Below are 23338 nucleotides of genomic sequence, written 5' to 3'. Positions count from 1 at the left end.
TGAAGACCGACGCCTCGTTCTGGAGGGCTCTCACAGGTCGAGCACCAGTTCGCGGCCGTTCAGCCGCGAGACGCAGGTCATGATCTTGGTCCCCGACGCCTTCTCCTCGTCGGTGAGGTAGTGGTCGTTGTGGATCAGCTCGCCCTCGAACGAGAGGACGGTCGTCACGCACTGCCCGCAGGCGCCGCCGCGGCAAAGATACGGCGCGTCGACTCCGGCCTCCTCGATCGCCTCGAGCAGGCTCTGATGCGGGCCGACCTCGGCCGTGATGCCGGCCTTGGCCAGCGCCACGCTGAACGGCGCGCCGCCGGGCGGCGCCAGGAAGCGCTCGGAATGCAGGTTCTCGACCGGCCAGCCCGCCGCGCGGCCGCCGGCGAGGATGGCGTTGATCATGCCCTCCGGCCCGCAGACGTAGAGATGCGTGCCGAGCGGCTGGTTGGGCAGCATCTCCTCGACGCGGATGATCTCGCGGGCGTCGTCGCGGTAGAGCCGGACCTTGTCGCCGTGGCGCTCGACCAGCTCGGCCGCGAAGGCGCCGTTCGCCTCGTCGCGCATCGCGTAATGCACCTCGTAAGGCGCGTTCTGGCTGCGGAGCTCGTCGGCCATCGCGTAGATCGGCGTCACGCCGATGCCGCCCGCGACCAGCACGTGCTTGCGGCCGGTGCGGATCAGCGGGAACAGGTTCACCGGCATGGTGATGACGAGCTCCGAGCCGACGCTCACCCGCTCGTGCATGAAGATCGAGCCGCCGCGGGAGTTCGGGGTCCGCAGCACGCCGATGCGGTAGCTCAGGCCGTCCGGCGCGCGGTCGATCAGCGAATAGGGGTTCCGGATGCGGTGGCCGCCGTCGTCCATGCTGACGACGACGTGCGATCCGGCGGAGAACACCGGCAGCGGCTCGCCCGAGGCGGAGGCCAGCCGGAAGCGCTTCACGCTCGCCGTCGCCTGCTCGATCTCGGCGACGCGGACCGTGATCTCGACGCCGCCGCTCATTTGTAGAGCTCCTCGACCGGAGGAATCACGCCCGGCTCCTCGGCGTCGACGCAGACGCCCTGGAAGGCGCCGAGCCTTCGGGAATAGTGGTCGCGCACGAACAGGGTCAGCCCGCAATGCGAACAGGTGAAGGGCGTCGCGGTGACGTTCTCCGTCATGCCCTTGCAGTGCACGCACTGAACCCGGCGGGCGAGCGAGCCGCGGTGCTCGGTGTAGATCGAGTGATGGTCGACGCCGAAGGGAAGGGCGGCCGCGATCACCGCGCCGATGAAGCCTTCGGTGCCCGTGGCGTAGAGCCTCGTGCCCATGGTCGCGGTGGAGAGCATGACGTTGAGGCGCACCAGAAGCGTCTGGGGCGAGGGCGCCAGATGGAAGACGTCCGGATTGAGGTCGGCGAGCGCCGTGTCGTGGCCCATCGCGGCGGAGCCTGCGGGGCAATAGAGGATCGTGGTGCGGTCGAGCGCGTCGGGAGCCCTGCTGAAGGCCTCGATCACCGCGAGCGCGCCTTCGCCCTCGGCCGCGACCAGGTGCCGGCGGGCCATGTCGTCGACCTTCAGTCCTGCGTAGATCGGCCGGCTTTTGATGTCTGAGAGCGTCGTCACGAGCCTGTCCGCGTCTTGAAACAAAAAGCCCCGGCGCGCGGTTGGCGCGCCGGGGCGGGCTGCATGGTCAGAGGTGGAAGACGGCGTTGGCGATCAGCACCACCGCGACGCCCGCGATCAGCGTCAGGTAGGGCAGGATGCCCGCCTTCGGCCTGACCATCGCGCCGTCGGGGCCGACGCCGAGATCCTCCAGCATCCGGGCGGGGAACTTGCCCTTGTCCTGGATGTAGTGCCGGAAGAAGAACACCGGGACGATGAGCGCCGCGGTGATCAGGCCGGCCCACAGCGCCATCGGGTTCCAGACCTTCGCGCCGGCGCCCATGAAGGCGGCGTTGACGAAGGCGAAGATCGCGCCGAGGGCGATGATGAAGGTCGGCGCCTTGTACGGCCGGTCGATGTGGCCCGAGTCGATGCGGTGGATCCAGCCCGAGTTCAGGTTGAGGAAGTTGAAGATGATGTAGCCGCAGTTCGACACCGCCAGGATGAAGAAGAACGAGGTGGCGTCGGCGCAGGCGATCGCGAGCAGGATCAGGTTGAAGATCAGGTCGGTCCACATCGCGCTGACCGGCGCGCCGTGGTGGTTGACGTAGGAGAGATAGCGCGGGAGCCAGCCGTCGACGGAGCCCTGGTAGAGGGTGCGCGAGGAGCCGGCCATCGCCGTCATGATGCACAGCAGCAGCGCGAGGATCATGAGCATGACCAGCGCGTTCTCGATGATCGGTCCGCCGCCGACCATGTGGGCCATCGCGGCTGCGACGCCGGAGCCGTCGACGACCGGGGTCGCCAGCATGCCCGTGAGGCCGAGCTCGCTCTGGAAGGTGAAGGGCACGATCACGAAGAAGGCGATGCAGAGCAGGCCGGAATAGAAGATCGCCTTGAAGGTGTCGGTCGCGGGATTCTTGAATTCGCTGGTGTAGCAGACCGCCGTCTCGAAGCCGTAGGTCGACCAGGCCGCGATGAACATGCCGCCGAGCACCAGGGTCCAGCCGGGAATGTTCCACGCGCCGGGCTCGGGGGCGTAGGCGGCGGCGAGCGGCACGAAGGGCGAGAAGTTCGACCAGTTCACGCCGTGCGTGAGAAGCGGGACGACGCCGACGATTGCGAGCGGCACGATGACCAGGACGCCGATCCACTTCTGGACGGAGGCGGTGCCGAGGATGCCGCGATGCTGGATCGCGAAGGTGAGCAGCATCAGCGCGGCGCCGATGAAGAACGCCGAGTTCAGCGAGAACGACACCGGACCGAGCGTGCCCGTGACCAGCGTCCAGGTGCGCAGCGAGGAGGCGGCGTCGGGCGCGATCGCGGTCAGGATGTAGCCCGCCGCGATCGACGAGCCGAGCGAGAGCACCGGCGACCAGGCGAACCAGTTGCACCACACCGAGAGCGGCGCGATCGGCTTTGCGTAGCGCACCCAGGCGGCCGCTCCGTAGATCGAGGCGCCGCCGGACTTGTTGGGAAAGAGGCCTGCGATCTCCGCGTAAACGAACGACTGGAGGAAGCCCATGAACATGGACGCCGCCCAGATCGCGAAGGCGACCGTGCCGGTGGTGCCGGCGATGCCGCCGATCGAGAACAGCACGAGGGCCGGCACGCCGCTCGCCACCCAGAAGGCGCCCGTCCAGTTGATGCTTCGCCGCAGCTGATGCGTGTCGTCAGCCGAGACCGGCGTTTCGGTCATTGCGATCGTCATGGTGAACCCCGTTATGTCAATGCGCGTCAGTCGTCCGTGAGACGTCGCCCGCGCTGTCGGGCCGGGAGCGGCGGACCGACGGGCGCGGCTTCGCGTTCCGGGGATCTGAGTCCGTCCGGCGAGGCCTCCGACGGATCGGAAGCTTCCGGAGCCCGCCTCGGTCGGCGATCAGGCTTCGACTTGGACATCGAGGCTTTCCGCCGGGACGATGCATGCGAGATCGCGTCCCCACGCGACCTCGCCGGGATCATGCAACAGTTTCAATTGTTGTCAAAAGTTTTTCTTGGGAAGAAAATTTAATCGGAGCGCCTAATTCTTGGGCAATCGATGAACAAGTCATCGTCGGCCCAGCGCAACGTCCATGCGCGCGCTTCGATAAGCATCGGGAAGCGAAATCGCCCAGACGAGAAAGCCGCCGGCGTGGCGGCCGATGACGCCCGCGTCGGGGGCGGCGAACTTCGTGGTGAGCCAGCCCAGCACGAGGGCGAACAGCGCGAAGCCCAGCCCGCGCGCGGCGCGGCCGATCATGACGTGGCCCATGCCGGGCAGCGCCATGGCGATCAGAAGCACGAGGCGGGGATCAGGCGGCGATCGCATCGCGCCGCTCCGGAATCGCGCCTGCGGCCGTGCTGAGCTCGAGCGCGAGCCCGAGAGCCCGGGCGGCTTCGTCGGGCGTCGCGCGGGCGCCTGCGAACACGCTGTCGCGGAAGATCAGATAGGAGCCGCGCTCCCCCTGCCGGAGCTGGCTGACGACGCGGACGCCGCCCGGAGCGACGAACACGTCCTTGATCCGGGGATCGGCGAGCGTCGCCGCCAGCGGCGCCTCGAGCCGGGCGAGCAGCGCGGCGCAGCCGGCCGAGCCTCGCACCCGCGCGTCCTGCGGCCAAGAGGCCGGTGGCGCGACGCGCTCCGGAAGGCCTTCGCCGGGCGAGTAGAACTCGGTCCCCGTCGGCCTGCGCAGCACGTCGATCGAGGCGGCGGTCTCAATCGGGGTCCTGACGGTCGTGACCAGCCAGAGCTGCGGCAGCCGGCGGAAGGCGAGCTGTTCGGCGAACGGCCGGAGCGCGACCTCCCGCCCGGCGAAGCGTCCGCGCAGAACGCCGTAGCCGGCCTGATCGACCGTGAGGGCGCCGCCGTCGAGCAGCGCGGCGCAGTCGGCGAGGACGTCGCGCCGGGCCGCCCGCTCGGCGCGGGCGCTCCGGCGGAAGAGGGCGACCGCGGCGGCGAGCGCCGCCGCGGAAGCCGAGAGCGCGAGGGCCTCGATCATCGCGCTCAGTACCCGACCGGCTTCGGCCAGGGCATCGTGAACTGCTCGCCCCGCCGGCAGTATTTGTAGCGGTGAACCACGAACCACACCGACGCGCCGATGTAGAAGGTCATCATCGCAAGCAACTGTGTGCCGTAGCCCAGGAACACCGCGAAATAGGTCACGGTGCAGAGCAGCAGCAGAAGCAGCGCCGGCAGCGGATGCAGCGGGTGGACATAGCCCCGCGAGATCATGCCGAGCGGCCATTTGCGGCGGAAGATGATCACGCTGATCGCCATGATGGTGTAGCCGAGGAGGCCCGACAGGATCGACAGCGTGATGGTCTGGTCGAGCGGGGTGGAGACCGCGAACAGGATCGCGATCGGCACGAAGAACACGATCGAGCGGAACGGCGTGCGGTAGTTCGGATGCACCGCCCCGAACCAGACCGGCATGTAGCGGTCGCGGCCCATCGCGAACCAGGCCCGCGAGGCGTCGTTGATGCAGCCGTTGGCCGAGGCCAGCGTCGCGAACAGCGTGCCGACGAACAGCAGCACCTCGAGATACGGGTTCCCCGTCAGCCGGGCGGCGTCGTAGAGCGGGGTGATCGCCTGGCCGAGATACTCCCAGGGCATCAGGCCGGAGCCGATGTACCAGGTCAGCGTCGCCGCGATCAGCAGCGTCATGATGCCGGTGAGCGTGCCGAGCGGCAGCGAACGGGCGGGCGAGCGCACCTCCTCCGCGGCCTGCGTCGTGCCCTCGATGCCGAGATAGTACCAGAGCCCGAAATGCATCGCGGCGAGGATGCCGAGCCCGCCATAGGGCAGGCCGGTGAGCAGGCCGTCATGCTTCAGCACGTCGCCCGGCGCCCAGGGCTTCACGTAGAAGAACAGGATCAGGATCGCGGTGAAGGCGATCGCGGTGATGATGTAGTTGACGGTGAGCGTCGCCAGCACGCCGCGGTAGTTGAGCCACGACAGGAAGACGATCGTCAGCACCATGTAGGCGCGTTTGTCGACGTCGCCGACGAGGCCCATGTTGTGGGCGAAAGCGTCGATCAGGTCGCCGGTGACGATGGCGTTGGAGACCTCGAGCATGGTGTAGGCCATGACGAGGTAGAGCCCGACGTTGAAGGCCGCGAGCGGCCCGATGATGTGTTTTGCCTGCGCGTATTGCCCGCCTGCGGCGGCGACCGTCGATGTCACCTCCGAGTCGATCATCGCGACGCAGGTGTAGAGGATTCCGGCGAGCCAGCAGGCGGTGAGGGCTGCGATCGCGCCGCCTTTGCCGACCGCGAAGTTCCATCCCATGAACTCGCCGACCAGCACGATGCCGACGCCGAGCCCCCACACATGGGCGGGGCCCAGCACGCGCTTCAGCGCGACGCGCTTGGAGGCTGCGGGGGCGGTCGCGCCGACAGCCGGGCCGGTATGGGTCACGTCCACCATCACGACCTCGCCGCCGTCTCGCCGACCTCGGCGTCGATGATCTCGCCCTCGGCGGACGAGGTCAGGTAGGTCTCGGAATAGGACCGGTTGGTCTTGAGCATGTCCCAGAGCATCCAGAGCGCGAGCGCGGCGGCGGCCGCCCAGGCGCAGATATTCATCGCCGAAATCATCGGAGCGTCTCCTGAAGGGCGGGAACTCGTCGGAAATGAAGGATCAGCGCGCCGGGCCGCTATCGTCGAAGCGCTCAGCGATGACGTCGCGGTATTCCTTGTCGGACCAGCGGATCATCGCGACGAAGTAGCCGACGATCACGACGCCGGTGACGACCAGCGCGACGGTCGAGAACGAGTAGTCGAACTTCACCCCGATGATCGCGGCGGCCGATGTGGGGTCGAAGCCGAGCTTCTCCCATTGCGCGGCCATGGTCGGGTTCTGGCCGAGCGTCTCCCAGGTCGGGTTGTCGAACGTCCTGGTCGTCGTGCCGCCGCCCGCGAGCTTCAGCAGCAGCGGGAGGTAGAGCGTGACCAGCACCAGCGCGAGCATCAGGAAGGCGTCGACGATCTGGCCGAAGACGGACTGCGCCGGCGGCTCGTAAGGCGCCTTCCTCATCGGGCGGCCCTCCGGTCGGCGGCGATGCGGTCGAGATAGTAGATGTCCGTGCCGTAGATCGCGGCCTTGTCCTCCTGGTAGTGGCGGATCAGGGCGACGACGGCGGCGGTGTTGAGCAGCAGAACGAGGCCGGCCAGCGCCGCCATCAGCAGCGTCACGCCGCTCGCCGCGAACTGGTCCGCCATGCGCCAGAACACGAAGGCGTAGACCGCCCAGACCGCCGCCACGCAGATGAATGCCGCCATCCGGTCGCGGCCGAACATGGCCTCGACGCGGGGATCGCGTTCGATCATTGCTTCCTCCCAATCTTCTTACGAAGAAATTTTTGCTCTTATGGAGAAAGTGTCAGCCTAAATTGTAGACGTCAACAGCCTATTCACTGTGCAGTGCGGCATTTTCTTGGGCAATGCAGCGATGCAAGCTCGGGGTCTTGGACTTTGGTCAAGCGCGCCGCTTACCCAAGATCGCAAGCGATAACGCCTGCTTCGCTTCTGAGACGGCGACGCGCGCGCGGCGATCAAGTCTTTGAGGAATTGACCTAAAAGCGCAGAATCGAGACGCTCGCCAAGATCTCGGCGGCGCCGCCGGCTTCTCATTCCTCGGCATGCGCGATACGCTTCTCCCCTGAGGACTTTGCCGGCAGCGTTTCACAGAAAGAAACTATATTGACACTAAGGAAATAGCTGCTTTAGCTCCGTTGGTCTGGACGGCTTTCGGGGAACGGGCGCGCGGACAGGCGGACCAGGGCTGGGGAGGACTTATCGCGTGACCAAGCGGATCGCAGTCATCGGCGCCGGCCCGAGCGGCCTTGCGGCGCTCAGGGCCTTCGAGTCGGCCGCGAAGGCCGGGGCCGAGGTTCCCGAGATCGTCTGCTACGAGAAGCAGGCGAACTGGGGCGGCCTCTGGAACTACACGTGGCGCACCGGGCTCGACGAGTTCGGCGAGCCCGTCCACGGCTCGATGTACCGCTACCTCTGGTCGAACGGCCCGAAGGAGTGCCTGGAGTTCGCCGACTACTCCTTCGAGGAGCATTTCGGCCGGCCGATCCCCTCTTATCCGCCGCGCGCCGTGCTGCACGACTACATCGCCGGGCGGGTCGAAAAGTCGGGCGTGCGCAAATACGTCAAGTTCAACACCGTCGTCCGCGACGTCACCTATGACGCCGGGACCGAGACCTTCACCGTCACGGTGAAGGACCTGATCGCCAAGAAGCACTCGTCGGAAGAATTCGACTACGTCATCGTCGCGAACGGCCACTTCTCCACGCCGAACGTGCCGTATTTCGAGGGAATCGAGAAGTTCCTCGGACGCGTCATGCACGCCCACGACTTCCGCTGCGCCGACGAGTTCGCGGGCAAGCACGTGCTGCTGATCGGCTCGAGCTATTCGGCCGAGGACATCGGCACCCAGTGCCACAAATACGGCGCGTCGCGCATCACCTTCAGCTACCGCACCAAGCCGATGGGCTTCGACTGGCCGGAGGGCTTCGAGGAGAAGCCGCTGCTGCAGAAGGTCGTCGGCAGGACCTGCCACTTCAAGGACGGCACGACTGCCGACGTCGACGCCATCGTGTTCTGCACGGGCTACCTCAACCACTACCCGTTCCTGCCGGACGAGCTCAGGCTCGACACCCGCAACCGGCTGTTCCCGCCGAACCTCTACAAGGGGATCTTCTGGGAGCCGAACCCCAAGCTCATGTATATCGGGGCGCAGGACCAGTACTACACCTTCAACATGTTCGACGCGCAGGCCTGGTACGCCCGCGACGTCGTGCTCGGCCGCATCGCGCTGCCGGACCGCGCGACCATGCACGCCGACAGCGAGGCCTGGGTGCGTCGCGAGGAGGCGCTGGAGAATCCCTATCAGGCGATCGATTTCCAGTCCGACTACATGCGCGACATGTTGCCGGCGACCGACTACCCGCATCTCGACATCGACAAGGTGACCGAGCTGTTCAAGGAATGGGAGCACCACAAGGTCGAGGGCATCCTGACCTATCGCGACCGCTCCTATCCCTCGACGATCACCGGAACGGTCGCGCCGACGCACCACACCACCTGGATGAAGGCGATGGACGACTCGCTCGAGGCGTTCCTGAACCAGCCGGCCCAGCAGGCCGCGGAGTAGAACTGCGTCGTCCTCCGGCTTGACCGGAGGACCCATGTCCGAGCGTCGCGCTCCACGCCCGAGATGGGTGGTCCGGTCAAGCCGGACCACGACGGCTTCGGGGGCGTCTTGATCCCTTCACGCCAAGCGCGGGGGACTTCTGCGTCGCGGAACGTCCGAAACGCCGCGTCGACTGGCGTTGCTCACTTTCAGGGAACACGCACATGGACGCCCCTTTCCCCGCCGATCCCGCCCGCACCACCCGGCTCGTCGCCCGTGGCGGCGAGGCGCTGGTGTTCGGCCTCGGCGCCGGCGACCGCTGCCGCGTGTCGGACCCGGAAGGCCGCCAGCCCGGCCTGCTGTTCGTCGAGGACGGCGCCCTGACGGGGACCGGCCTCGCGCCGCTCGACGACCGCGATATCGCGGAAGCCGCCGCCGCCCGCGCTGCGCTCGCGGCCCGCGGGATCGACGTCTCACGGCTCGCGGGCTTCCGGCTGTTTCCCGACGACGCCGCGCCCGGCGCGACGGTGGCGTTCGAGGCCGTCTCGCCCGCCACCTTCGCGCTGGTTCCGACAGGCGCCGCGATGGCGCCGGACGAGCAGACGCCGCCGACAGACCTGAAGATCGAGATCGAATCGCTTCAGCCCTCCGGCGGCGAGGCGCCGGCGCCGCTCGCCGAGCCCAAGCTCGACCTGCGGATCAAGGCGGCCACCGCGTCCGCCTACCGGGTCAAGGCCGGCGACTACATCCAGATCATCGACGTCGACGGACGGCAGTGCTCGGACTTCCTCGCCTTCGACGCCGCGGCGCTGGAGCGCGGCAAGGAGTTCGGCCTCGACCCGACCGTGACGCGCACGCTGATGGGCACGGCGAATCCCGGCCCCGGCCTGCACTCCAAATATTTCGACGCCCGCATGACTCCGCTGGTCGAGATCGTGCGCGACACCGTCGGCCGGCACGACGCCTTCCTGCTCGCCTGCTCGGCGAAATATTACGAGGACATGGGCTATCCCGGCCACGACAACTGCACGGACAACTTCAATCGCGCGCTGAAACCGTTCGACATCGAGCCGCGGGCGGGCTGGCCGGCGATCAACTTCTTCTACAACACCTTCGTCGGCCCGGACGATTCGATCGGCATGGACGAGCCCTGGTCGCGGCCCGGCGATTACGTGCTGCTGCGCGCGTTGACCGACCTCGTCTGCGCCTCGTCGTCCTGCGCCGACGACATCGACGTCGCCAACGCCTGGGCGCCGACCGACATCCATGTCCGCGTCTATGACGCCTCCGAGAATTTCTCCAAAGGCTTGGCCCACCGCATGACGCCAGACGCAGAGCCCCGCCTCACCCGCGAAAGCGGCTTCCACCCGCGCACCTCGGCGCTCACCCGCAAGTTCGTGGAGTATCGCGGCTTCTGGCTCGCCGACTGCTATTCCGACGAGGGCCCGATCGCCGAATACTGGGCCTGCCGCGAGCGCGCCGCGATCATGGACCTGTCGCCGCTCCGCAAGTTCGAGGTTCTGGGCCCCGACGCCGAGGACCTGCTGCAGCTCGCCGTCACCCGCAACATGAAGAAGCTCGCCGTCGGCCAGGTGGTCTACACCGCGATGTGCTACGAGCACGGCGGCATGATCGACGACGGCACGGTGTTCCGCCTCGGCGAGCACAATTTCCGCTGGATCTGCGGCGACGACTATTGCGGCGTCCACCTGCGCAAGCTCGCGGCCGAGCACGGCCTCAAGGCCTGGGTGAAGACCGCGACCGACCAGCTCCACAACGTCGCCGTGCAGGGCCCGCGCTCGCGCGAGATCCTCGCCGCGATCACCGTCACGCCCGCCCACCAGCCGACGCTGAACGAGCTGAAGTGGTTCCGCTTCACCGTCGGCCGCATCGCCGGCGCGCCCGTCGTGATCTCGCGCACCGGCTACACTGGGGAACTGGGCTACGAGGTCTGGTGCCACCCCGACCAGGCGCCGGCGGTGTGGGACGCGATCATGGCGGCGGGCGAGCCGCACGGCATCGCGCCGCTCGGCCTGAAGGCGCTCGACATGGTGCGCATCGAGGCCGGCCTCGCCTTCGCCGGCTACGAGTTCTGCGACCAGACCGACCCGTTCGAGGCCGGCATCGGCTTCGCAGTTCCGAAGGAGAAGGCCGACCCCTATGTCGGCTCCGAGGCGCTGAAGCGCCGGCGCGAGACCCCGTCGAAGAAGCTCGTCGGCCTCGACGTCACGGGCAACGAGCATATCGGCCACGGCGACTGCGTCCATGTCGGCCGCGCCCAGATCGGGGTGGTGACGAGCGCGACCAAGTCGCCGATCCTCGGCAAGACGATCGCGCTCGCGAGGCTCGACGTGACCTACGCCGAGCTCGGAACCGAGGTCGAGATCGGCAAGCTCGACGGCCAGCAGAAGCGCATCCCGGCCGTTGTGGTCGGCTTCCCGCATTACGATCCGCAGAAGACGCGGGTGCGCGCCGAAGCCGCGCCGGAGGCCGCGGCGAAAGCCCCCGCCGCCTCGCCCGACGCCGTGTCCTCGATGGAGCCGCGCGGCGCGGAGACGCGGGCGTAAAGCGCCGGCGCCGCGTGATGGCCGCCGTCGCGGGCTCCAAGCCCTTGGCGTAAGGCGCCGCGATCCCGGCAAGGCCCGGCTGTCCGGCGGCAAGACCCCTGTTCCGGACCATTGAAGCGATGCGGCGTCGTCTCGCGGGCGTGAACGTGCGCGCCGCATGCAGGCGGGAGGGCCTTGCGATCCGCAGGGCAGCCAGCCGCGGATCGGAGGTTGCTTTTTCGTCGTCCGATGAGCGTTCTGCCGCGTCCTGCGGAACGCCGCCCAGCGGCGAACGAAAGCGTCTCCATGCCTCTCCGAGTAAACGTGCGCAGCCGCCGGTTCGCGTTCTGGACGTCGGCCGCGGTCGTCATGCACACGATCTGGACCAGCGCCGCTCCGGTGATGACCTATCCGCTCTACGCGTCGGAATGGGGCCTCTCGCATGTCGCGACGACCTCGATCTTCGCGATCTATCCCTGCCTCGTCGTCTTCATGCTCGTCATGTTCGGCGACGTCTCCGACTTCATCGGACGCCGGGCGGCGATGCTCATGGGGCTGGCGGCCTCGCTCGCCGGCGTCTTCCTGTTCGCGGTCGCGTCCGACATCGACTGGATCTTCGTCGGCCGCGCGCTGATGGGGATCGGCGTGGGCCTGTCGGCGAGCCCCTCGACGGCGGCCGTGGTCGAATTCAGCGCTCCTGGCGAGGCGGCGCGGGCGGGCGCGGTCACCGCTGTGGCGCAGGGCGTCGGCCTCGGGCTCGCCGTTCTCGTCGGCGGCGCGCTGATCGAATACGCGCCGTTCCCGACGCGCCTGAACTTCTGGGTCCTGCTCCTGGTCATCGCCGGCATGCTGGTCGCGGCCTGGTTTCTGCCCCGCCACACCGCGGCGGAGGCCGCCGGGCGCTGGCGGCCGAAGCTGCCCTCGGTCTCCCGAAGCGTCTTCGCGGTCTTCCTGACGTCGACGGTTGCGGTGACGACGGCCTACGCCGTGGGCGCCATGATGCTGTCGCTCGGCGCCCAGATCGCGCGGGAGCTGATCGACTCCCGCAACACGCTCGTCAGCGCCGCCGCCATCGCGGCGTTCGCGGCCGTGACCGCAGCCGGCGCGATCGCCGGGCGGCGAACCGGGGCGAGACGGGCGATCGCGATCGGCGGCGGCGCGACGATCGTCGGCGTCGGCCTGCTCGCCCTGGCCGCGTGGCGCCATTCCCTGCCGGCGTTCTTCTCGTCGTCGGCCTTTATCGGCGTCGGCTACAGCCTGCTGTTTTCCGGCGGGCTGAATTACCTCAACGCCAACGCGCCGGCGCACCATCGCGCGGGAACGCTCTCCGCGCTCTATCTCGTCGCCTATGTCATGCAGGCCGCCGTCGCGCTGTCGCTCGGCGTCATGGCCACGCTGTGGGGTCTCGGCCGGTCGATCGAAATCGGTTGCGGCGGCCTCGCCATCTTCGCAGCTCTGGCAGTCGCGTTGTCTTTCAGGCGCCCCGCGCCCGAGCGCTGACGCCGATTCCGCCTTCGAAACGCCGTAGCCGCGGGCGCCTTCAGCGCACCATGGCGGCGGGCGCGATCTGCGCCGAGGCCGTGCCGAGCGTCTTCGCCTCGTTCAGCGCGACCTGCGCGCCGTGGAGGATGCCGTCGACGGACGCCGCCGACATGTCGAGCACGGCGTTCGGCCACACGCCCAGAACGATGGTCACCGCCGCGAGCGGCGCGAGCAGCGCGACCTCGCGGCGGGACAGGTCGGGCGCGCCCTCGAGCCCCGGTCTGATCGCCCCGAAGATGACGCGGCGGTAGAGCCAGAGCGCGTAGGCCGCGGACAGCACCATGCCGGTCGCCGCGAAGAACGCGACCCAGCTGTTGGCGCGGAACGCGCCGAGAAGGGTCAGGAACTCGCCGACGAAGCCCGACGTGCCGGGCAGGCCGATATTGCCCATGGTGAACACCATGAACGCCGCCGCATACCACGGCATCCGGCTTGCGAGGCCGCCGAAGGCGGCGATCTCGCGGGTGTGCGCCCGGTCGACGATCATGCCCGCGCAGAGGAACATCGCGGCCGTCACGACGCCGTGCGACACCATCTGGAACACTGCGCCCTGCATGCCTTCCGGCGTCATCGAGAAGATGCCGATCGTCACGAAGCCCATATGGGCGATCGAGGAATAGGCGATCAGCTTCTTGATGTCCTCCTGCCGCAGGGCGACGAGCGAGGCGTAGACGATCGCGACCACCGACAGGGTGTCGACCATCGCCGTGAACCCGGCGCTCGCGAGCGGGAACATCGGCACCGAGAAGCGCAGCAGGCCGTAGCCGCCCATCTTCAGCAGGACGCCGGAGAGGATCACCGTGCCGGCGGTGGGCGCCTCGGAATAGGCCACGGGCTGCCAGGTGTGCAGCGGCCAGACCGGCAGCTTGACCGCGAAGGCCGCGAAGAAGCCGATCCACAGCCAGGTCTGTGCGCCCGCCGGGAACTTGTAGGCGAGCAACTGCTCGATGTCCGTCGTTCCGGTGAGCGCGTAGATCGCGATGACCGCGACCAGCATCGGCAGCGAGCCGGCCAGCGTGTAGAGGAAGAACTTGAAGCTGGCGTAGATCCGCCGCTCCCCGCCCCAGATCCCGATGATCAGGAACATCGGGATCAGCCCGCCCTCGAAGCACAGGTAGAACAGCACGAGATCGAGCGTGGAGAACACGCCGACCATGAGCGTCTCCAGCACCAGGAAGGCGATCATGAACTCCTTCACGCGGAAGCTGATCGACCGCCACGAGGCGAGCACGCAGAACGGCGTCAGGAAGGTGGTCAGCACCACGAACGGCATGGAGACGCCGTCGACGCCCGCGCGATAGCTGATCGCGCCGCCGAGCCATTCCGGCCGCTCCACGAACTGGAACCCGGTGCGGGACGCATCGAACCCGGCCCACAGCGCCAGCCCGACGGCGAATTCGATGAGGGTGGTCCAGAGCGCGACCTGCCGCACCCGCGCCACGGCCGCGTCGTCCTCTCCCTTGATCGTCAGCAGCAGGCCGACGCCCGCAAGCGGCAGGAAGGTCAGGAGCGCAAGGATCGGGACGTCGGAGATCATTCGGCCGGGACCACGTGCAGGGCCGGCGCGGAACGGCGCGGCCGCGCCCCGTCGGGCGCCGCGGCGCGGGAAAGGCCCGGCCCGCCGGCCCCATTTTTTGCGACTGCGAAGGTCATGCTGTTGCGCGGCGGAAGCCGTTCAGCGGAGGTTGCAACAGTCGTCATAGCGCTTACCGATGATGATCGTCGCCGCGCCGTGGGCGGGCGCGGTCGCTCTCTACGCCCGGTTTCTTCTGTTATCAAGCGAAGTCATGCACTTAAGGCGTATGGCGGAAGCGATGACCTGATAGAAAAGGCCAATGAGTGGACGGGAGGCTTACAGCCTCAAAGCGGACGCCCGCCCGCTGTCCGCGAGCGCCGCGTCGTTGCGCGCCGCATCAATTGCTGCGATGCGGCCGCTCGTTGCGCTCATGCACGCAGTGGCTGGGGGGGGAAGGGTTCGAAGCGGCGCTACGGTCAAAAACGGGTCGTGTGACCGTCCGCCGTCATCCCGGGCTTGTCCCGGGATCCAGACGCACGGACGCCGCCGGACTGGACTGAGGTGATGGCTCTGGACTCCGGCACTTCGGCCGGAGTGACGGGGCGGTTGACCCGATCGTTGCGCTGCTTGCGCCGTTACGACACCGAAACCTGCAGCACCGCAGTTCGTGCTTCGAGACGCGCCCAAAGGCAGGGCTCTTCGGGCCATGAGGCATGTTTGCGCTTTTGCTTCGGCCTGCACCAACACAACCGCGCCTCATGGCTTGAGGAGCCCGCGTCAGCGGGCGTCTCGAAGCACGCACCCCAAAGCCCGTCATGCCCGCCTTCGCGGGCATCCACGCCTTTGGCGTCGAGCGTCACGATCCCAGGCAGTCGTGGATGCCCGGCTCCGCCGGGCATGACGGAGAGCTGGGTGTGGCGAAACGCTCGAAGTCGTTCCGCGGGCAAATTTTTGAAACGAGCGAAGCCCCTCACCCGCCATGGCTGACGCCATGTCGACCTCTCCCCGCCGGGGCGAGGTGAAGCAAGAGGCGCTGGCCTACACCTCTCCGCAGCGGGGAGAGGTCCTGAGCGAAGCGAGCGGGTGAGGGGGCCTCGCGTTCGGCGAAAAGCCCGGTCTCAGAAGCCATCTGCAGGGTTTTCGGACCTAATCGAGTTCTGCCCAGAATCGACGGACTCATCGATGTATGCTACGTAATCGTACCGAGGGGCATCGGTTGCCATGCCGACGAATACACAATCTCCGGCCGCAGCAAAGCAACTCGCCAAAATTCCACAATACCGCCCGCCAGCTGGACACGGACGGCGATCCCGAGCGGTTGCGGAGACGGTGAGTAAGCTGGCGAAGGCGCCACCAGCGGCGGCCGAGAAGCGACGTGAGACGACATTGGGGACCAAATGACGACGGTGAAAACGCCGTGGTTTCGTTCAATTGTTCGAACGATCGTCGCCGGGCTAATCGCGCTCGTGGCGATCGCCCTCACGATCACGGTCCACACGTGCATCGCGATTAACGACGAGATCGACCGTTGCGCCGACGACTCGTCGAGCGAATACATCATCGATCCCGCCCAGAGAGCGAAAGAGTGCGCGGATCGGCGCTAGTTCGCATCGGGTTCGTGCAAATCGTGCAATCGGCGGCCGACCAGTGAAGCAGACTCCCGGCCCGATCCATTTGCGTCGACAGCGAAAAAGGCCAAAAAAGCCAGAAGGCTGGCGGCGGGATAAGGTGCGCTAACCCCGACCTTCAAAGGCTTCTTGCGGGTAACAGCGCCTAAGGGTGACACGTCGCTCGCCTTCTGGGGCGTATTTTAAGAAATGAAAATGATTTAAATAGTCTGAAAGATCTTTTGATACTGGAGCGAGGCCATTGATGCCAATCATGGTCAATTCGAAGCTGGATACTTGGCATCTAAATAAATTCGCAAACTTATTTTTGTCTTCTTCTGATAAGTATCTATCGTGCTTTATTCGGTAAAGAATAGTGTATACTATACGAAAATAAGGACCGAAAGTGCTTTCATATCTGTTGTGAACCTCATTAATATAGGAATTTGCTACTTCTATCTTAAACAGATCGTCATCTAATTGGGCGAAGCGCTCGATGTGATAGCTGATCTCTCTCCAGCATGACCTAAACGCAAGTAACCCTTGCCGCATCTTCTGGGTCACGGGGGCTTCACCCTCGTCGAGAAGGCCATTTTTCCAAATCAAATACTCGGTCGTATACCGAAAGCGCACCTCTCCGCGAACTTCACGAAACAACTTAAGCAGTTCAAAAAGGACGCTTCAAACTGTTCCTTATTTCTGTCTTTCGATGCTTCGATCAAAGCTAGCCGCTGGCTTTCAGATTCTTTTTGCTCGTGCTGTATTTGTTGGTATTGGAAATACAACGTCAGAATAATTGCAGAGAAACCTAGTGCGGAAAACAATGCGGTCAAGCCACCAAAGCTATCGCCCCACTGTCCACGCTCCGCCATGCCCCAAGCTAGCTCTCCTTTGTCGCCGAAGTCAGCGGCGTATTTGAAGAATGATTTAGCGAGCAGGAACGCCCAGGCGCTCCAGACGGCCACAACGACCGCAGCAATCGCTATCCAGATGCGAACTACCTGATTTACGCGCACGACAACTCCTACGTGTATCAATTAGCTGACGCTACCCCATGGCGGAAAGTTTACAAGCCATAATCGCCGTTCGATGGCGGTAACAAACAATGGTCGAAGCTTGAGCGTGTTCGGTGGGCCTAGCGAGGAAGCCGGCTCCTCCAGGTCTCCACCGTAGAGCAAGCATCCGATCGCCTTCGTTCGAAATCGGCCGATTATGGGATAAGGCAGGCGACCACCCCGCCAATCCCACCCCAGCCGGTCCCCCCGCATGCCAAAATCCGATATCGAGGTCGCCGTCATCGGCGCCGGCGCGGCCGGGATCGGGGCGGCGCGCAGGCTTCACGACGCGGGCGTCGACGTGCTGCTCATCGAGGCGCGCGACCGGATCGGCGGGCGGAGCTGGACGGTGTCGGACCCGATCGGGGGCGGGCTCGATCTCGGCTGCGGCTGGCTGCATTCGGGCGACCGCAACCCCTGGACCACGCTCGCGGAAGAGGACGGTTTTCGCGTCGACCGCTCGCCGCCGCCCTGGTCGCGGCGGGCGCTCGACGTCGGGTTTCCGCCCGCCGACCAGGAGGCGTTCCAGCGCGCCAATCAGGCGTTCCACGATCGGCTGGCCGAAGTCGCGCAGATCAGGCCAGACCCGCCGGCTTCGGCTGCGCTCGATCCCGCCTCGCGCTGGAACGGGCTGATCGACGCCATCAGCACCTATATCAGCGGGGCGGAGCTCGAGCGGGTCTCGGCCTTCGACCTCTGGAACTACGCCGACACCGAGGTGAACTGGCGGGTCGCCGAGGGCTACGGCGCCGCGATCGCCGGCCACGGCCGGGGGCTTCCCGTCGCGCTCGGCGCCGCGGTCGGCGCGATCGACCACAGCGGCCCCCGCGTCCGGATCGAGACCGCGAAGGGCGCGATCCTCGCCGACCAGGCGATCGTCACTTTGCCGGCTTCGCTGATCGCTGAGGAGGCGGTGCGGTTCTCGCCCCAGCTGCCCGGCAAGGTGGAGGCCGCCCGCGCGCTGCCGCTCGGCCTCGCCGACAAGCTCTACATGGCGCTCGACGGCGCGGACGAGTTCGAGGCGGACGGGAGGGTGTTCGGCCGCACCGACAGCGTCGCGACCGGCGCCTACCATTTTCGCCCGTTGGGCAAGCCGATCGTCGAAGGCTACTTCGGGGGACGTCTGGCGGCGGAGCTCGAGCAGGCCGGGGAGGGAGCGTTCTTCGACTTCGCGGCGCGCGAACTCGCCGGCCTGTTCGGCGAAGCCTTCGCCCGCCGGCTGCGCCCGCTCGCGACCCATGGCTGGCTCGCCGACCCGTTCGCGCGCGGGTCCTATTCCTTCGCCGTTCCCGGAGGGGCGGGGCGGCGCGAGGCGCTGGCGGCCCCGGTCGGCGAAAAGCTGTTCTTCGCGGGCGAGGCCTGCTCGGCGCGCGACTATTCGACCGCGCACGGCGCGCTGCTGACCGGATGGGCGGCGGCCGACGCCGTCATCAACCGGCGATCATCCCGCAATTAACCCGCATTGATCGCCGGTTACCCCGGATTAACTCCCGATCAACCCGCGTTCGGGCGTCGTCGATCTCGCCGCGCGTCTTCCGAGCGGTTTACGCTGCGGCGTCGTCCGGGGTCGCCCGGGGAAGCAGCATCGCGCCGACGTCCCGGGCCGGTCTCGGCGGGCTGAATAGGAACCCCTGAACCTGCTGCGCGCCATCGGCCCGGACCGAAGCAAGCTGATCCTCGGTCTCGATGCCTTCGACGAGAGTTGTGATGCCAAGGCTCGCGCCGAGCCCAACCAACGCCCGGATGATGGCGCCGCCATCCGCGGCCGTCTCGGCGTTGCGCACAAAGGACTGGTCGATCTTGATCTTGTCGAAGGGGAAGCGCCGGAGATAACTCAGCGACGAGTAGCCGGTTCCGAAATCGTCCATAGCAATGCGGATGCCGGTACGACGAAGCAGATGCAGGGTCTCAAGGTTAGCCTCCGTGTCATCCAGCAGGACGCTTTCCGTGATCTCAAGCTCCAGCCGGTCGGGCTTTAGGCCGCTCGAGGCGAGGGCGAGGAGCACCACTTGCGCGAAGGTTCGATGGCGCAATTGCACGGCGGAAACGTTCACGGCGACGCTGACGTCTGACGGCCAGGTCGCGGCGTCGCGACAGGCCTGATTGAGTATCCATTCGCCGAGAGGCACGATCAGCCCGGTTTCCTCGGCCATCGGGATGAAGGTCGCCGGGCTGATCAGCCCCTTTTGCGGATGCCGCCATCGGACCAGCGCCTCCAGGCCTTTGACCTTTCCGCTGCCAAGCTCGACCAGCGGCTGATAGTGCAGCTCGAACAATTCGTTGGCGAGCGCCTCGCGAAGATCGCGCTCGAGCGCGATGCGCGCCTGCGCGGTTTCGTCCATCTGAGGATCGAACACGCGGGCGGCCCCGCGGCCGGCTGACTTGGCGTGATAAAGCGCCATGTCGGCGTTCTTGAGCAGACGCTCGATGTCCTCGCCGCCTTCGGTGTCGAGCGCGACGCCGACGCTCGCGCCGATCTCCACCGGCAGGCCGTCGAGGTCGTAGGGCGCGCTGACCACATCGATGAGCCGATGCGCAAGCGCCACTGCGGACCCTTCGTCGTGCACACGATTCAGAACGGCGAACTCGTCGCCTCCAAGACGCACGACGAGGTCCACATCCCGTACGCTCGACCGCAGCCGATCGGCGATCGCCCGCAGCAGGCCGTCGCCCACTGCATGGCCATGAGCGTCGTTGACCGCCTTGAAGCGATCGAGGTCGAGGCAGAGAACGGCCAGCACGTCACCCGCGTCGCCCCTCGGGCTCGTCCGCGCCTCGCGGAGCGAGACGCGGTTGGGCAGGTCGGTGAGCGGGTCATGCCGGGCCATATGCGCGATCCGCGCTTCCGTACGGCGGCGCTCAGTGACGTCCTCGAAAGTCGCGACCCAGCCGCCGCCGGCCATCGGCCGATGACTGACGGCGATCACGCGCCCGTCCGCGAGTTCGCGATGGACCGGCACAGCGTGGTCGATGGCGAGCGAGGTGCGCGTTCCTTCGCATAGCTTGTCGACAGTCAGACCTTTCTGATAGCGCCCGAGCCGAACAAGCTCCTCGACGACCTCCCGCTGCGTCATTCCGAGGCTCAGGTGCTCCTTGCCCAGCCGGAACATCTCGCAATAGCGGTTGTTGAAGACGACGAGCCGCGAATCCGCGTCGAACATGCAAAGCCCCTGGCTCATGTTCTCCAGCGCGGCGTTGAAGCGGCGGACCTGCTCGAACAGCGCCAGCCGCGTTTCGTACTGCGACGTGACCTCGCTGCCGACGCCGCGATAGCCCCGGAACCGTCCGTCCTCAAAGAACGGGCTTCCGCTGACGTTGAACCATCGCGGCTCTCCGTCCGGATGCGCATAAGGATAGACGAAGTCACGAAACGGCGTCCGCGCTTCGAGCGCCGCGTCGTAAGCGCTCCAGAAACTCGTGTCCGACCCGTTGTTGGAAATTGTGTGTCGGTCGCGTCCGAACATCTCGGCCTGGCCGAGGCCGAAAATTTTGTCTGCGTTGGGCGAGAGGAAGACGAAACGATGAGACTCATCGGTCTCCCAGAACCAGTCGGAGCTCACGCAAGCGAAATCTTCAAGGCGACGTTCCCGCATCAACCTACCATCCTCAAGCCGGCTCCATATAGGAACTGGGGCGTGAAATTTACGTAAACGTTGGAACAGGAAGGCTTTTCCCGCTTTCGGTTCTTAGTCCGCCTGGTCCATATCCGATCAGATAACGAAGGCGCCACCGCCGCCTCCAAAAGATCTGTGGTGGAGCGGAAGTGGCTTGATATGGGATCAGCTTCGCGCACCGGCGGCGTTTCGCCCCGCTCGCCTAGCCGCGGCGCTGTTGGAATTGGCGCGCCGCCAAATGCATTCGCCCGATTGTCGACCTCGTCGGTTTAAGGGTAGCGAACGGGGACGCTCGACTGCTCCTTGGGAAGCGGTATGAATTCGCTCTCGTCTGGGACCGGAGCGAAGCGTCCATCCTGCCAGTCGCGTTTCGCCTGTTCTATCCGGTCGAGCGAGCTCGAGACGAAGTTCCAGTAGATGTGGCGCTTCTCGGGAAATGGCTCGCCTCCGATCAACATCAGCCGCGCGCTTCCTTTGGCCTTCAGCACGATTTCGGCTTCGGGCTTGAAAATCACGAGCTCGCCAGAAGCGAAGCCGCCGGTCTGTCCGAGGACCTCCACTTCGCCTGACACAATGAAGACTGCGCGTTCCACATGCTCGGCGCGCAGCTGGTAGCGGGCGCCGTCCGTGAGCTCGATGTCGGCGTAGACCATGTCCGAAAAGGTCGGGATCGGGGAGCGCAGGCCGTCCGAGGCCCCCGCGATCAGCGTCAGCCTGACGCCATCGGCGTCGATGAAAGGGATCTTGTGGGCCTCGTGGTGCGCGAAGGCCGGGTCGGTCTCCTCGCGCGCCGTTGGGAGGGCGACCCAGGCCTGCAGGCCGAACAGCTTGCCGCCGGTCGCCCGGGCTTCCGCGCCGGTGCGCTCGGAATGCACGACGCCAGAACCCGCCGTCATCCAGTTGACCTCACCTGGTCGGATCGGCTGAACGCTGCCGACGCTGTCGCGGTGGTGGATTTCTCCCTCCAGCAGATAGGTCACGGTGGCGAGCCCGATATGGGGATGCGGACGGACGTCGAGGCCTTCGCCCGATCGGAATACGGCCTCGCCCATCTGATCGAAGAAGATGAAGGGCCCGACCATACGGCGATGCGCGGAGGGAAGCGCGCGACGGACGCGGAAGCCGTCGCCGAGATCGCGCACCGGCGGCAGGATGATGAGATCGACGCCTTCGACCTCGCTGGACCGCAACGTCATGACGGCGCCCTTCAGCTATGCCCCGCGTCGCGAACTGCGCCCGGCTCGCTACGCCGCCGCATTTCCTGGCCGGGGCCGTTTGCGCCGGCATAATACGCCCCAGGCGGACGCCGCGACAGGGTCGTCGCAACTGCGTTTTCCCGAACACTCTCCCCATCGGGTCAGTCATGAGCGTCGCGCGTCAGCGTCTGGCGATTTTCCCGCTCCAGTCTTTCGCGGCGCGGTATTCCAAGCAAGAGATCAGACCGGCGATGCTCGGCCGCGGCGGGATCAATTCCGCGAAGTCTGATGCTTGTGTCAGTGTCCCCGTGGTCGCGACTGGCGCAGTAGACCAGGCGACGCTCCGTCTGACCAGGTTCGAGACGCGACCGGAATGTGCTTCCCAAGCTTCGTCGATAGCCCTATCCATTAGAAGGATGAAACCCAAAGGGGGCGGTAATGCTAGACAAAACCGCAAAGCAAAACTGGCACCCCTATCGCGGGTTGCCGCAGCGCGCCTTCTGGAAGAACATGGCGCGGCAGCATCCGCTCGCCATCGATTTCTTGTACCAGAAGAAGTTCTCGATAGACGCCGACACAAAGATCGCTTCCGCAGGAAGCTGCTTCGCTCAGCACGTCGGGCGGGCGCTAAGACAATCTGGTTTCAATTATCTGGACTATGAGCCGGCGCCAAGTTTGTTGCCGGAAGCGGAGCGCTCACGTTTCGGATACGGGATGTTTTCAGCGCGGTATGGCAATGTCTACACCGCCCGACAATTGCGCCAGCTCTTTGCGCGGGCGTTCGGCAAGTTCAAGCCGGTCGATGAGTTCTGGGAAGCGGGCGGCAGGTTCTTTGATCCGTATCGGCCAACGATCGAAGAAGGCGGCTTCTCGAGCCTCGACGAACTGAGGGCGATGCGCGATCATCACCTTAAGCAAGTCCGCAAGCTGTTCAAGGATGTCGATCTCTTTGTCTTCACGCTGGGATTGACCGAGACGTGGTTGAACAAGAACGACGGCGCTGCGTATCAGATTTGTCCTGGCACGACAGCCGGTCAGTTCGACCCCGACAACCATGTCTTCGAAAACGCGTCATTTGTCAGCGTGCTGCGCGACATGGAGACATTCATCATCAAGTTCCGCGCGGTGAACCCCGATGTGAAGATGCTGCTGACGGTGTCTCCCGTCCCGCTCGCTGCGACGGCCACGCCGCACCATGTTCTGACGGCGACGTCATATTCCAAAGCGACGCTAAGGGCAGTCGCCGGCTACCTCGCTGAGAAGTACGAGTGCGTTGACTACTTCCCCTCCTATGAAATCGTATCGTCCCATCCGTTCCACGGTTTCTTCTTCGAAAGGGATCTCCGGAACGTTAACGACAAAGGGGTCGATTTCGTGATGAGCCACTTCTTCGGGGAGCACAAGCTAAAGGCGGCCAAGCCTAGGACGAGCATAAAGAAAGTGCGCAAGTCGGACGAAGACGTCTGGTGCGATGAGAAGGTTTTGGAGAGATATGCGTGAAAGTATATGTTACTGGTGACTCTCATACGCGCGCATATAGAGCGGCTCTAGATCGGGCGCCAAGGGAA

Annotated in this window: 19 protein-coding genes and 1 pseudogene; 6 read left to right on the top strand and 14 right to left on the bottom strand. The window is 65.9% G+C overall.

What is annotated here, in order from left to right; translation table 11 throughout:
- Positions 1-30: 30 nt before the first annotated feature.
- From PKE75_RS00185 to PKE75_RS00145, 9 genes are all read right to left on the bottom strand, one after another.
- A complete protein-coding gene (locus tag PKE75_RS00185) occupies positions 31-993 on the bottom strand; it encodes a PDR/VanB family oxidoreductase (protein ID WP_271166669.1) in 963 nt (320 codons plus the stop codon).
- Entirely contained in the window at positions 990-1595 is a 606-nt protein-coding gene (locus PKE75_RS00180; protein ID WP_428979078.1) for a dimethylamine monooxygenase subunit DmmA family protein, read from the bottom strand. Before PKE75_RS00180 ends, PKE75_RS00185 begins: the two co-directional genes overlap by 4 nt.
- A gap of 67 nt (positions 1596-1662) precedes the next feature.
- On the bottom strand, positions 1663-3285 hold the full coding sequence (locus tag PKE75_RS00175) for a trimethylamine N-oxide permease (RefSeq protein ID WP_271166668.1): 1623 nt from the start codon (positions 3283-3285) through the stop codon (positions 1663-1665).
- Between the two features lie 336 nt (positions 3286-3621).
- Positions 3622-3882, bottom strand: coding sequence for a hypothetical protein (locus tag PKE75_RS00170; RefSeq protein WP_271166667.1), 261 nt, complete (start codon positions 3880-3882; stop codon positions 3622-3624).
- Positions 3866-4552 (bottom strand): hypothetical protein, encoded by a 687-nt coding sequence (locus PKE75_RS00165; protein ID WP_271166666.1) that lies wholly within the window; start codon positions 4550-4552, stop codon positions 3866-3868. The genes PKE75_RS00170 and PKE75_RS00165 overlap by 17 nt, the downstream gene beginning before the upstream one ends.
- Before the next feature lie 5 nt (positions 4553-4557).
- Entirely contained in the window at positions 4558-5979 is a 1422-nt protein-coding gene (locus tag PKE75_RS00160; protein WP_271166665.1) for an APC family permease, read from the bottom strand.
- Positions 5979-6149, bottom strand: coding sequence for a hypothetical protein (locus tag PKE75_RS00155; RefSeq protein WP_271166664.1), 171 nt, complete (start codon positions 6147-6149; stop codon positions 5979-5981). The genes PKE75_RS00160 and PKE75_RS00155 overlap by 1 nt, the downstream gene beginning before the upstream one ends.
- Positions 6150-6192: 43 nt before the next feature.
- Positions 6193-6588: a hypothetical protein gene (locus PKE75_RS00150; RefSeq protein WP_271166663.1), complete on the bottom strand. Its 396-nt coding sequence runs from the start codon at positions 6586-6588 to the stop codon at positions 6193-6195.
- Positions 6585-6881, bottom strand: coding sequence for a hypothetical protein (locus PKE75_RS00145; RefSeq protein ID WP_271166662.1), 297 nt, complete (start codon positions 6879-6881; stop codon positions 6585-6587). The genes PKE75_RS00150 and PKE75_RS00145 overlap by 4 nt, the downstream gene beginning before the upstream one ends.
- Positions 6882-7353: 472 nt before the next feature.
- Between PKE75_RS00145 and PKE75_RS00140 the strand changes: the two genes are divergently transcribed.
- From PKE75_RS00140 to PKE75_RS00130, 3 genes and pseudogenes are all read left to right on the top strand, one after another.
- Positions 7354-8715 (top strand): NAD(P)-binding domain-containing protein, encoded by a 1362-nt coding sequence (locus PKE75_RS00140; RefSeq protein ID WP_271166661.1) that lies wholly within the window; start codon positions 7354-7356, stop codon positions 8713-8715.
- Between the two features lie 203 nt (positions 8716-8918).
- Positions 8919-11168: pseudogene (locus PKE75_RS00135) on the top strand (trimethylamine N-oxide demethylase); the annotation flags it as partial.
- Positions 11169-11546: 378 nt separating this feature from the next.
- Complete coding sequence (locus tag PKE75_RS00130; RefSeq protein ID WP_271166659.1) at positions 11547-12740, top strand: MFS transporter; 1194 nt, start codon at positions 11547-11549, stop codon at positions 12738-12740.
- A 40-nt stretch (positions 12741-12780) separates the two neighbouring features.
- Here the strand turns inward: PKE75_RS00130 and PKE75_RS00125 are convergent, their stop codons facing one another.
- Positions 12781-14316: an NADH-quinone oxidoreductase subunit M gene (locus PKE75_RS00125; protein ID WP_271166899.1), complete on the bottom strand. Its 1536-nt coding sequence runs from the start codon at positions 14314-14316 to the stop codon at positions 12781-12783.
- A gap of 1379 nt (positions 14317-15695) precedes the next feature.
- Between PKE75_RS00125 and PKE75_RS00120 the strand changes: the two genes are divergently transcribed.
- A complete protein-coding gene (locus tag PKE75_RS00120; protein WP_271166658.1) occupies positions 15696-15902 on the top strand; it encodes a hypothetical protein in 207 nt (68 codons plus the stop codon).
- Positions 15903-16031: 129 nt separating this feature from the next.
- Here PKE75_RS00120 and PKE75_RS17870 read toward each other — a convergent pair whose 3' ends face one another.
- Together PKE75_RS17870 and PKE75_RS00115 are read right to left on the bottom strand one after the other, a co-directional pair.
- Positions 16032-16457 (bottom strand): putative phage abortive infection protein, encoded by a 426-nt coding sequence (locus PKE75_RS17870; protein ID WP_428979086.1) that lies wholly within the window; start codon positions 16455-16457, stop codon positions 16032-16034.
- A 50-nt stretch (positions 16458-16507) separates the two neighbouring features.
- Positions 16508-16921, bottom strand: coding sequence for a hypothetical protein (locus tag PKE75_RS00115; RefSeq protein ID WP_271166657.1), 414 nt, complete (start codon positions 16919-16921; stop codon positions 16508-16510).
- A gap of 250 nt (positions 16922-17171) precedes the next feature.
- On the opposite strand from PKE75_RS00115, the gene PKE75_RS00110 reads away from it, so the two are divergent.
- Positions 17172-18416 (top strand): flavin monoamine oxidase family protein, encoded by a 1245-nt coding sequence (locus PKE75_RS00110; protein WP_271166656.1) that lies wholly within the window; start codon positions 17172-17174, stop codon positions 18414-18416.
- A gap of 88 nt (positions 18417-18504) precedes the next feature.
- On the opposite strand, the gene PKE75_RS00105 is transcribed toward PKE75_RS00110, so the two are convergent.
- Together PKE75_RS00105 and PKE75_RS00100 are read right to left on the bottom strand one after the other, a co-directional pair.
- Positions 18505-20553, bottom strand: coding sequence for a putative bifunctional diguanylate cyclase/phosphodiesterase (locus tag PKE75_RS00105; protein ID WP_271166655.1), 2049 nt, complete (start codon positions 20551-20553; stop codon positions 18505-18507).
- Between the two features lie 290 nt (positions 20554-20843).
- The gene (locus PKE75_RS00100) at positions 20844-21770 is read right to left on the bottom strand and encodes a pirin family protein (protein WP_271166654.1); all 927 of its coding nucleotides are present in this window, start codon (positions 21768-21770) and stop codon (positions 20844-20846) included.
- A gap of 438 nt (positions 21771-22208) precedes the next feature.
- On the opposite strand from PKE75_RS00100, the gene PKE75_RS00095 reads away from it, so the two are divergent.
- The gene (locus PKE75_RS00095) at positions 22209-23270 is read left to right on the top strand and encodes a GSCFA domain-containing protein (RefSeq protein WP_271166653.1); all 1062 of its coding nucleotides are present in this window, start codon (positions 22209-22211) and stop codon (positions 23268-23270) included.
- The last annotated feature ends 68 nt before the right edge of the window (positions 23271-23338 follow it).

Origin of the sequence: Hansschlegelia plantiphila, from assembly GCF_027922265.1 — a bacterium.
Lineage (GTDB): Bacteria > Pseudomonadota > Alphaproteobacteria > Rhizobiales > Methylopilaceae > Methylopila > Methylopila plantiphila.
The sequence above is the reverse complement of the archived record's forward strand: the minus strand, read 5'-3'. Positions and strand labels throughout refer to the sequence as shown.

Coding starts and splice junctions, on each gene's coding strand:
- PKE75_RS00100 (WP_271166654.1), bottom strand. CDS start 21,770: ATGACGTTGCGGTCCAGCGAGGTCGAAGGCGTCGATCTCATCATCCTG.
- PKE75_RS17870 (WP_428979086.1), bottom strand. CDS start 16,457: ATGCGGCAAGGGTTACTTGCGTTTAGGTCATGCTGGAGAGAGATCAGC.
- PKE75_RS00095 (WP_271166653.1), top strand. CDS start 22,209: ATGCTAGACAAAACCGCAAAGCAAAACTGGCACCCCTATCGCGGGTTG.
- PKE75_RS00170 (WP_271166667.1), bottom strand. CDS start 3,882: ATGCGATCGCCGCCTGATCCCCGCCTCGTGCTTCTGATCGCCATGGCG.
- PKE75_RS00160 (WP_271166665.1), bottom strand. CDS start 5,979: ATGGTGGACGTGACCCATACCGGCCCGGCTGTCGGCGCGACCGCCCCC.
- PKE75_RS00185 (WP_271166669.1), bottom strand. CDS start 993: ATGAGCGGCGGCGTCGAGATCACGGTCCGCGTCGCCGAGATCGAGCAG.
- PKE75_RS00110 (WP_271166656.1), top strand. CDS start 17,172: ATGCCAAAATCCGATATCGAGGTCGCCGTCATCGGCGCCGGCGCGGCC.
- PKE75_RS00165 (WP_271166666.1), bottom strand. CDS start 4,552: ATGATCGAGGCCCTCGCGCTCTCGGCTTCCGCGGCGGCGCTCGCCGCC.
- PKE75_RS00150 (WP_271166663.1), bottom strand. CDS start 6,588: ATGAGGAAGGCGCCTTACGAGCCGCCGGCGCAGTCCGTCTTCGGCCAG.
- PKE75_RS00120 (WP_271166658.1), top strand. CDS start 15,696: ATGACGACGGTGAAAACGCCGTGGTTTCGTTCAATTGTTCGAACGATC.
- PKE75_RS00155 (WP_271166664.1), bottom strand. CDS start 6,149: ATGATTTCGGCGATGAATATCTGCGCCTGGGCGGCCGCCGCCGCGCTC.
- PKE75_RS00105 (WP_271166655.1), bottom strand. CDS start 20,553: ATGCGGGAACGTCGCCTTGAAGATTTCGCTTGCGTGAGCTCCGACTGG.
- PKE75_RS00145 (WP_271166662.1), bottom strand. CDS start 6,881: ATGATCGAACGCGATCCCCGCGTCGAGGCCATGTTCGGCCGCGACCGG.
- PKE75_RS00130 (WP_271166659.1), top strand. CDS start 11,547: ATGCCTCTCCGAGTAAACGTGCGCAGCCGCCGGTTCGCGTTCTGGACG.
- PKE75_RS00175 (WP_271166668.1), bottom strand. CDS start 3,285: ATGACGATCGCAATGACCGAAACGCCGGTCTCGGCTGACGACACGCAT.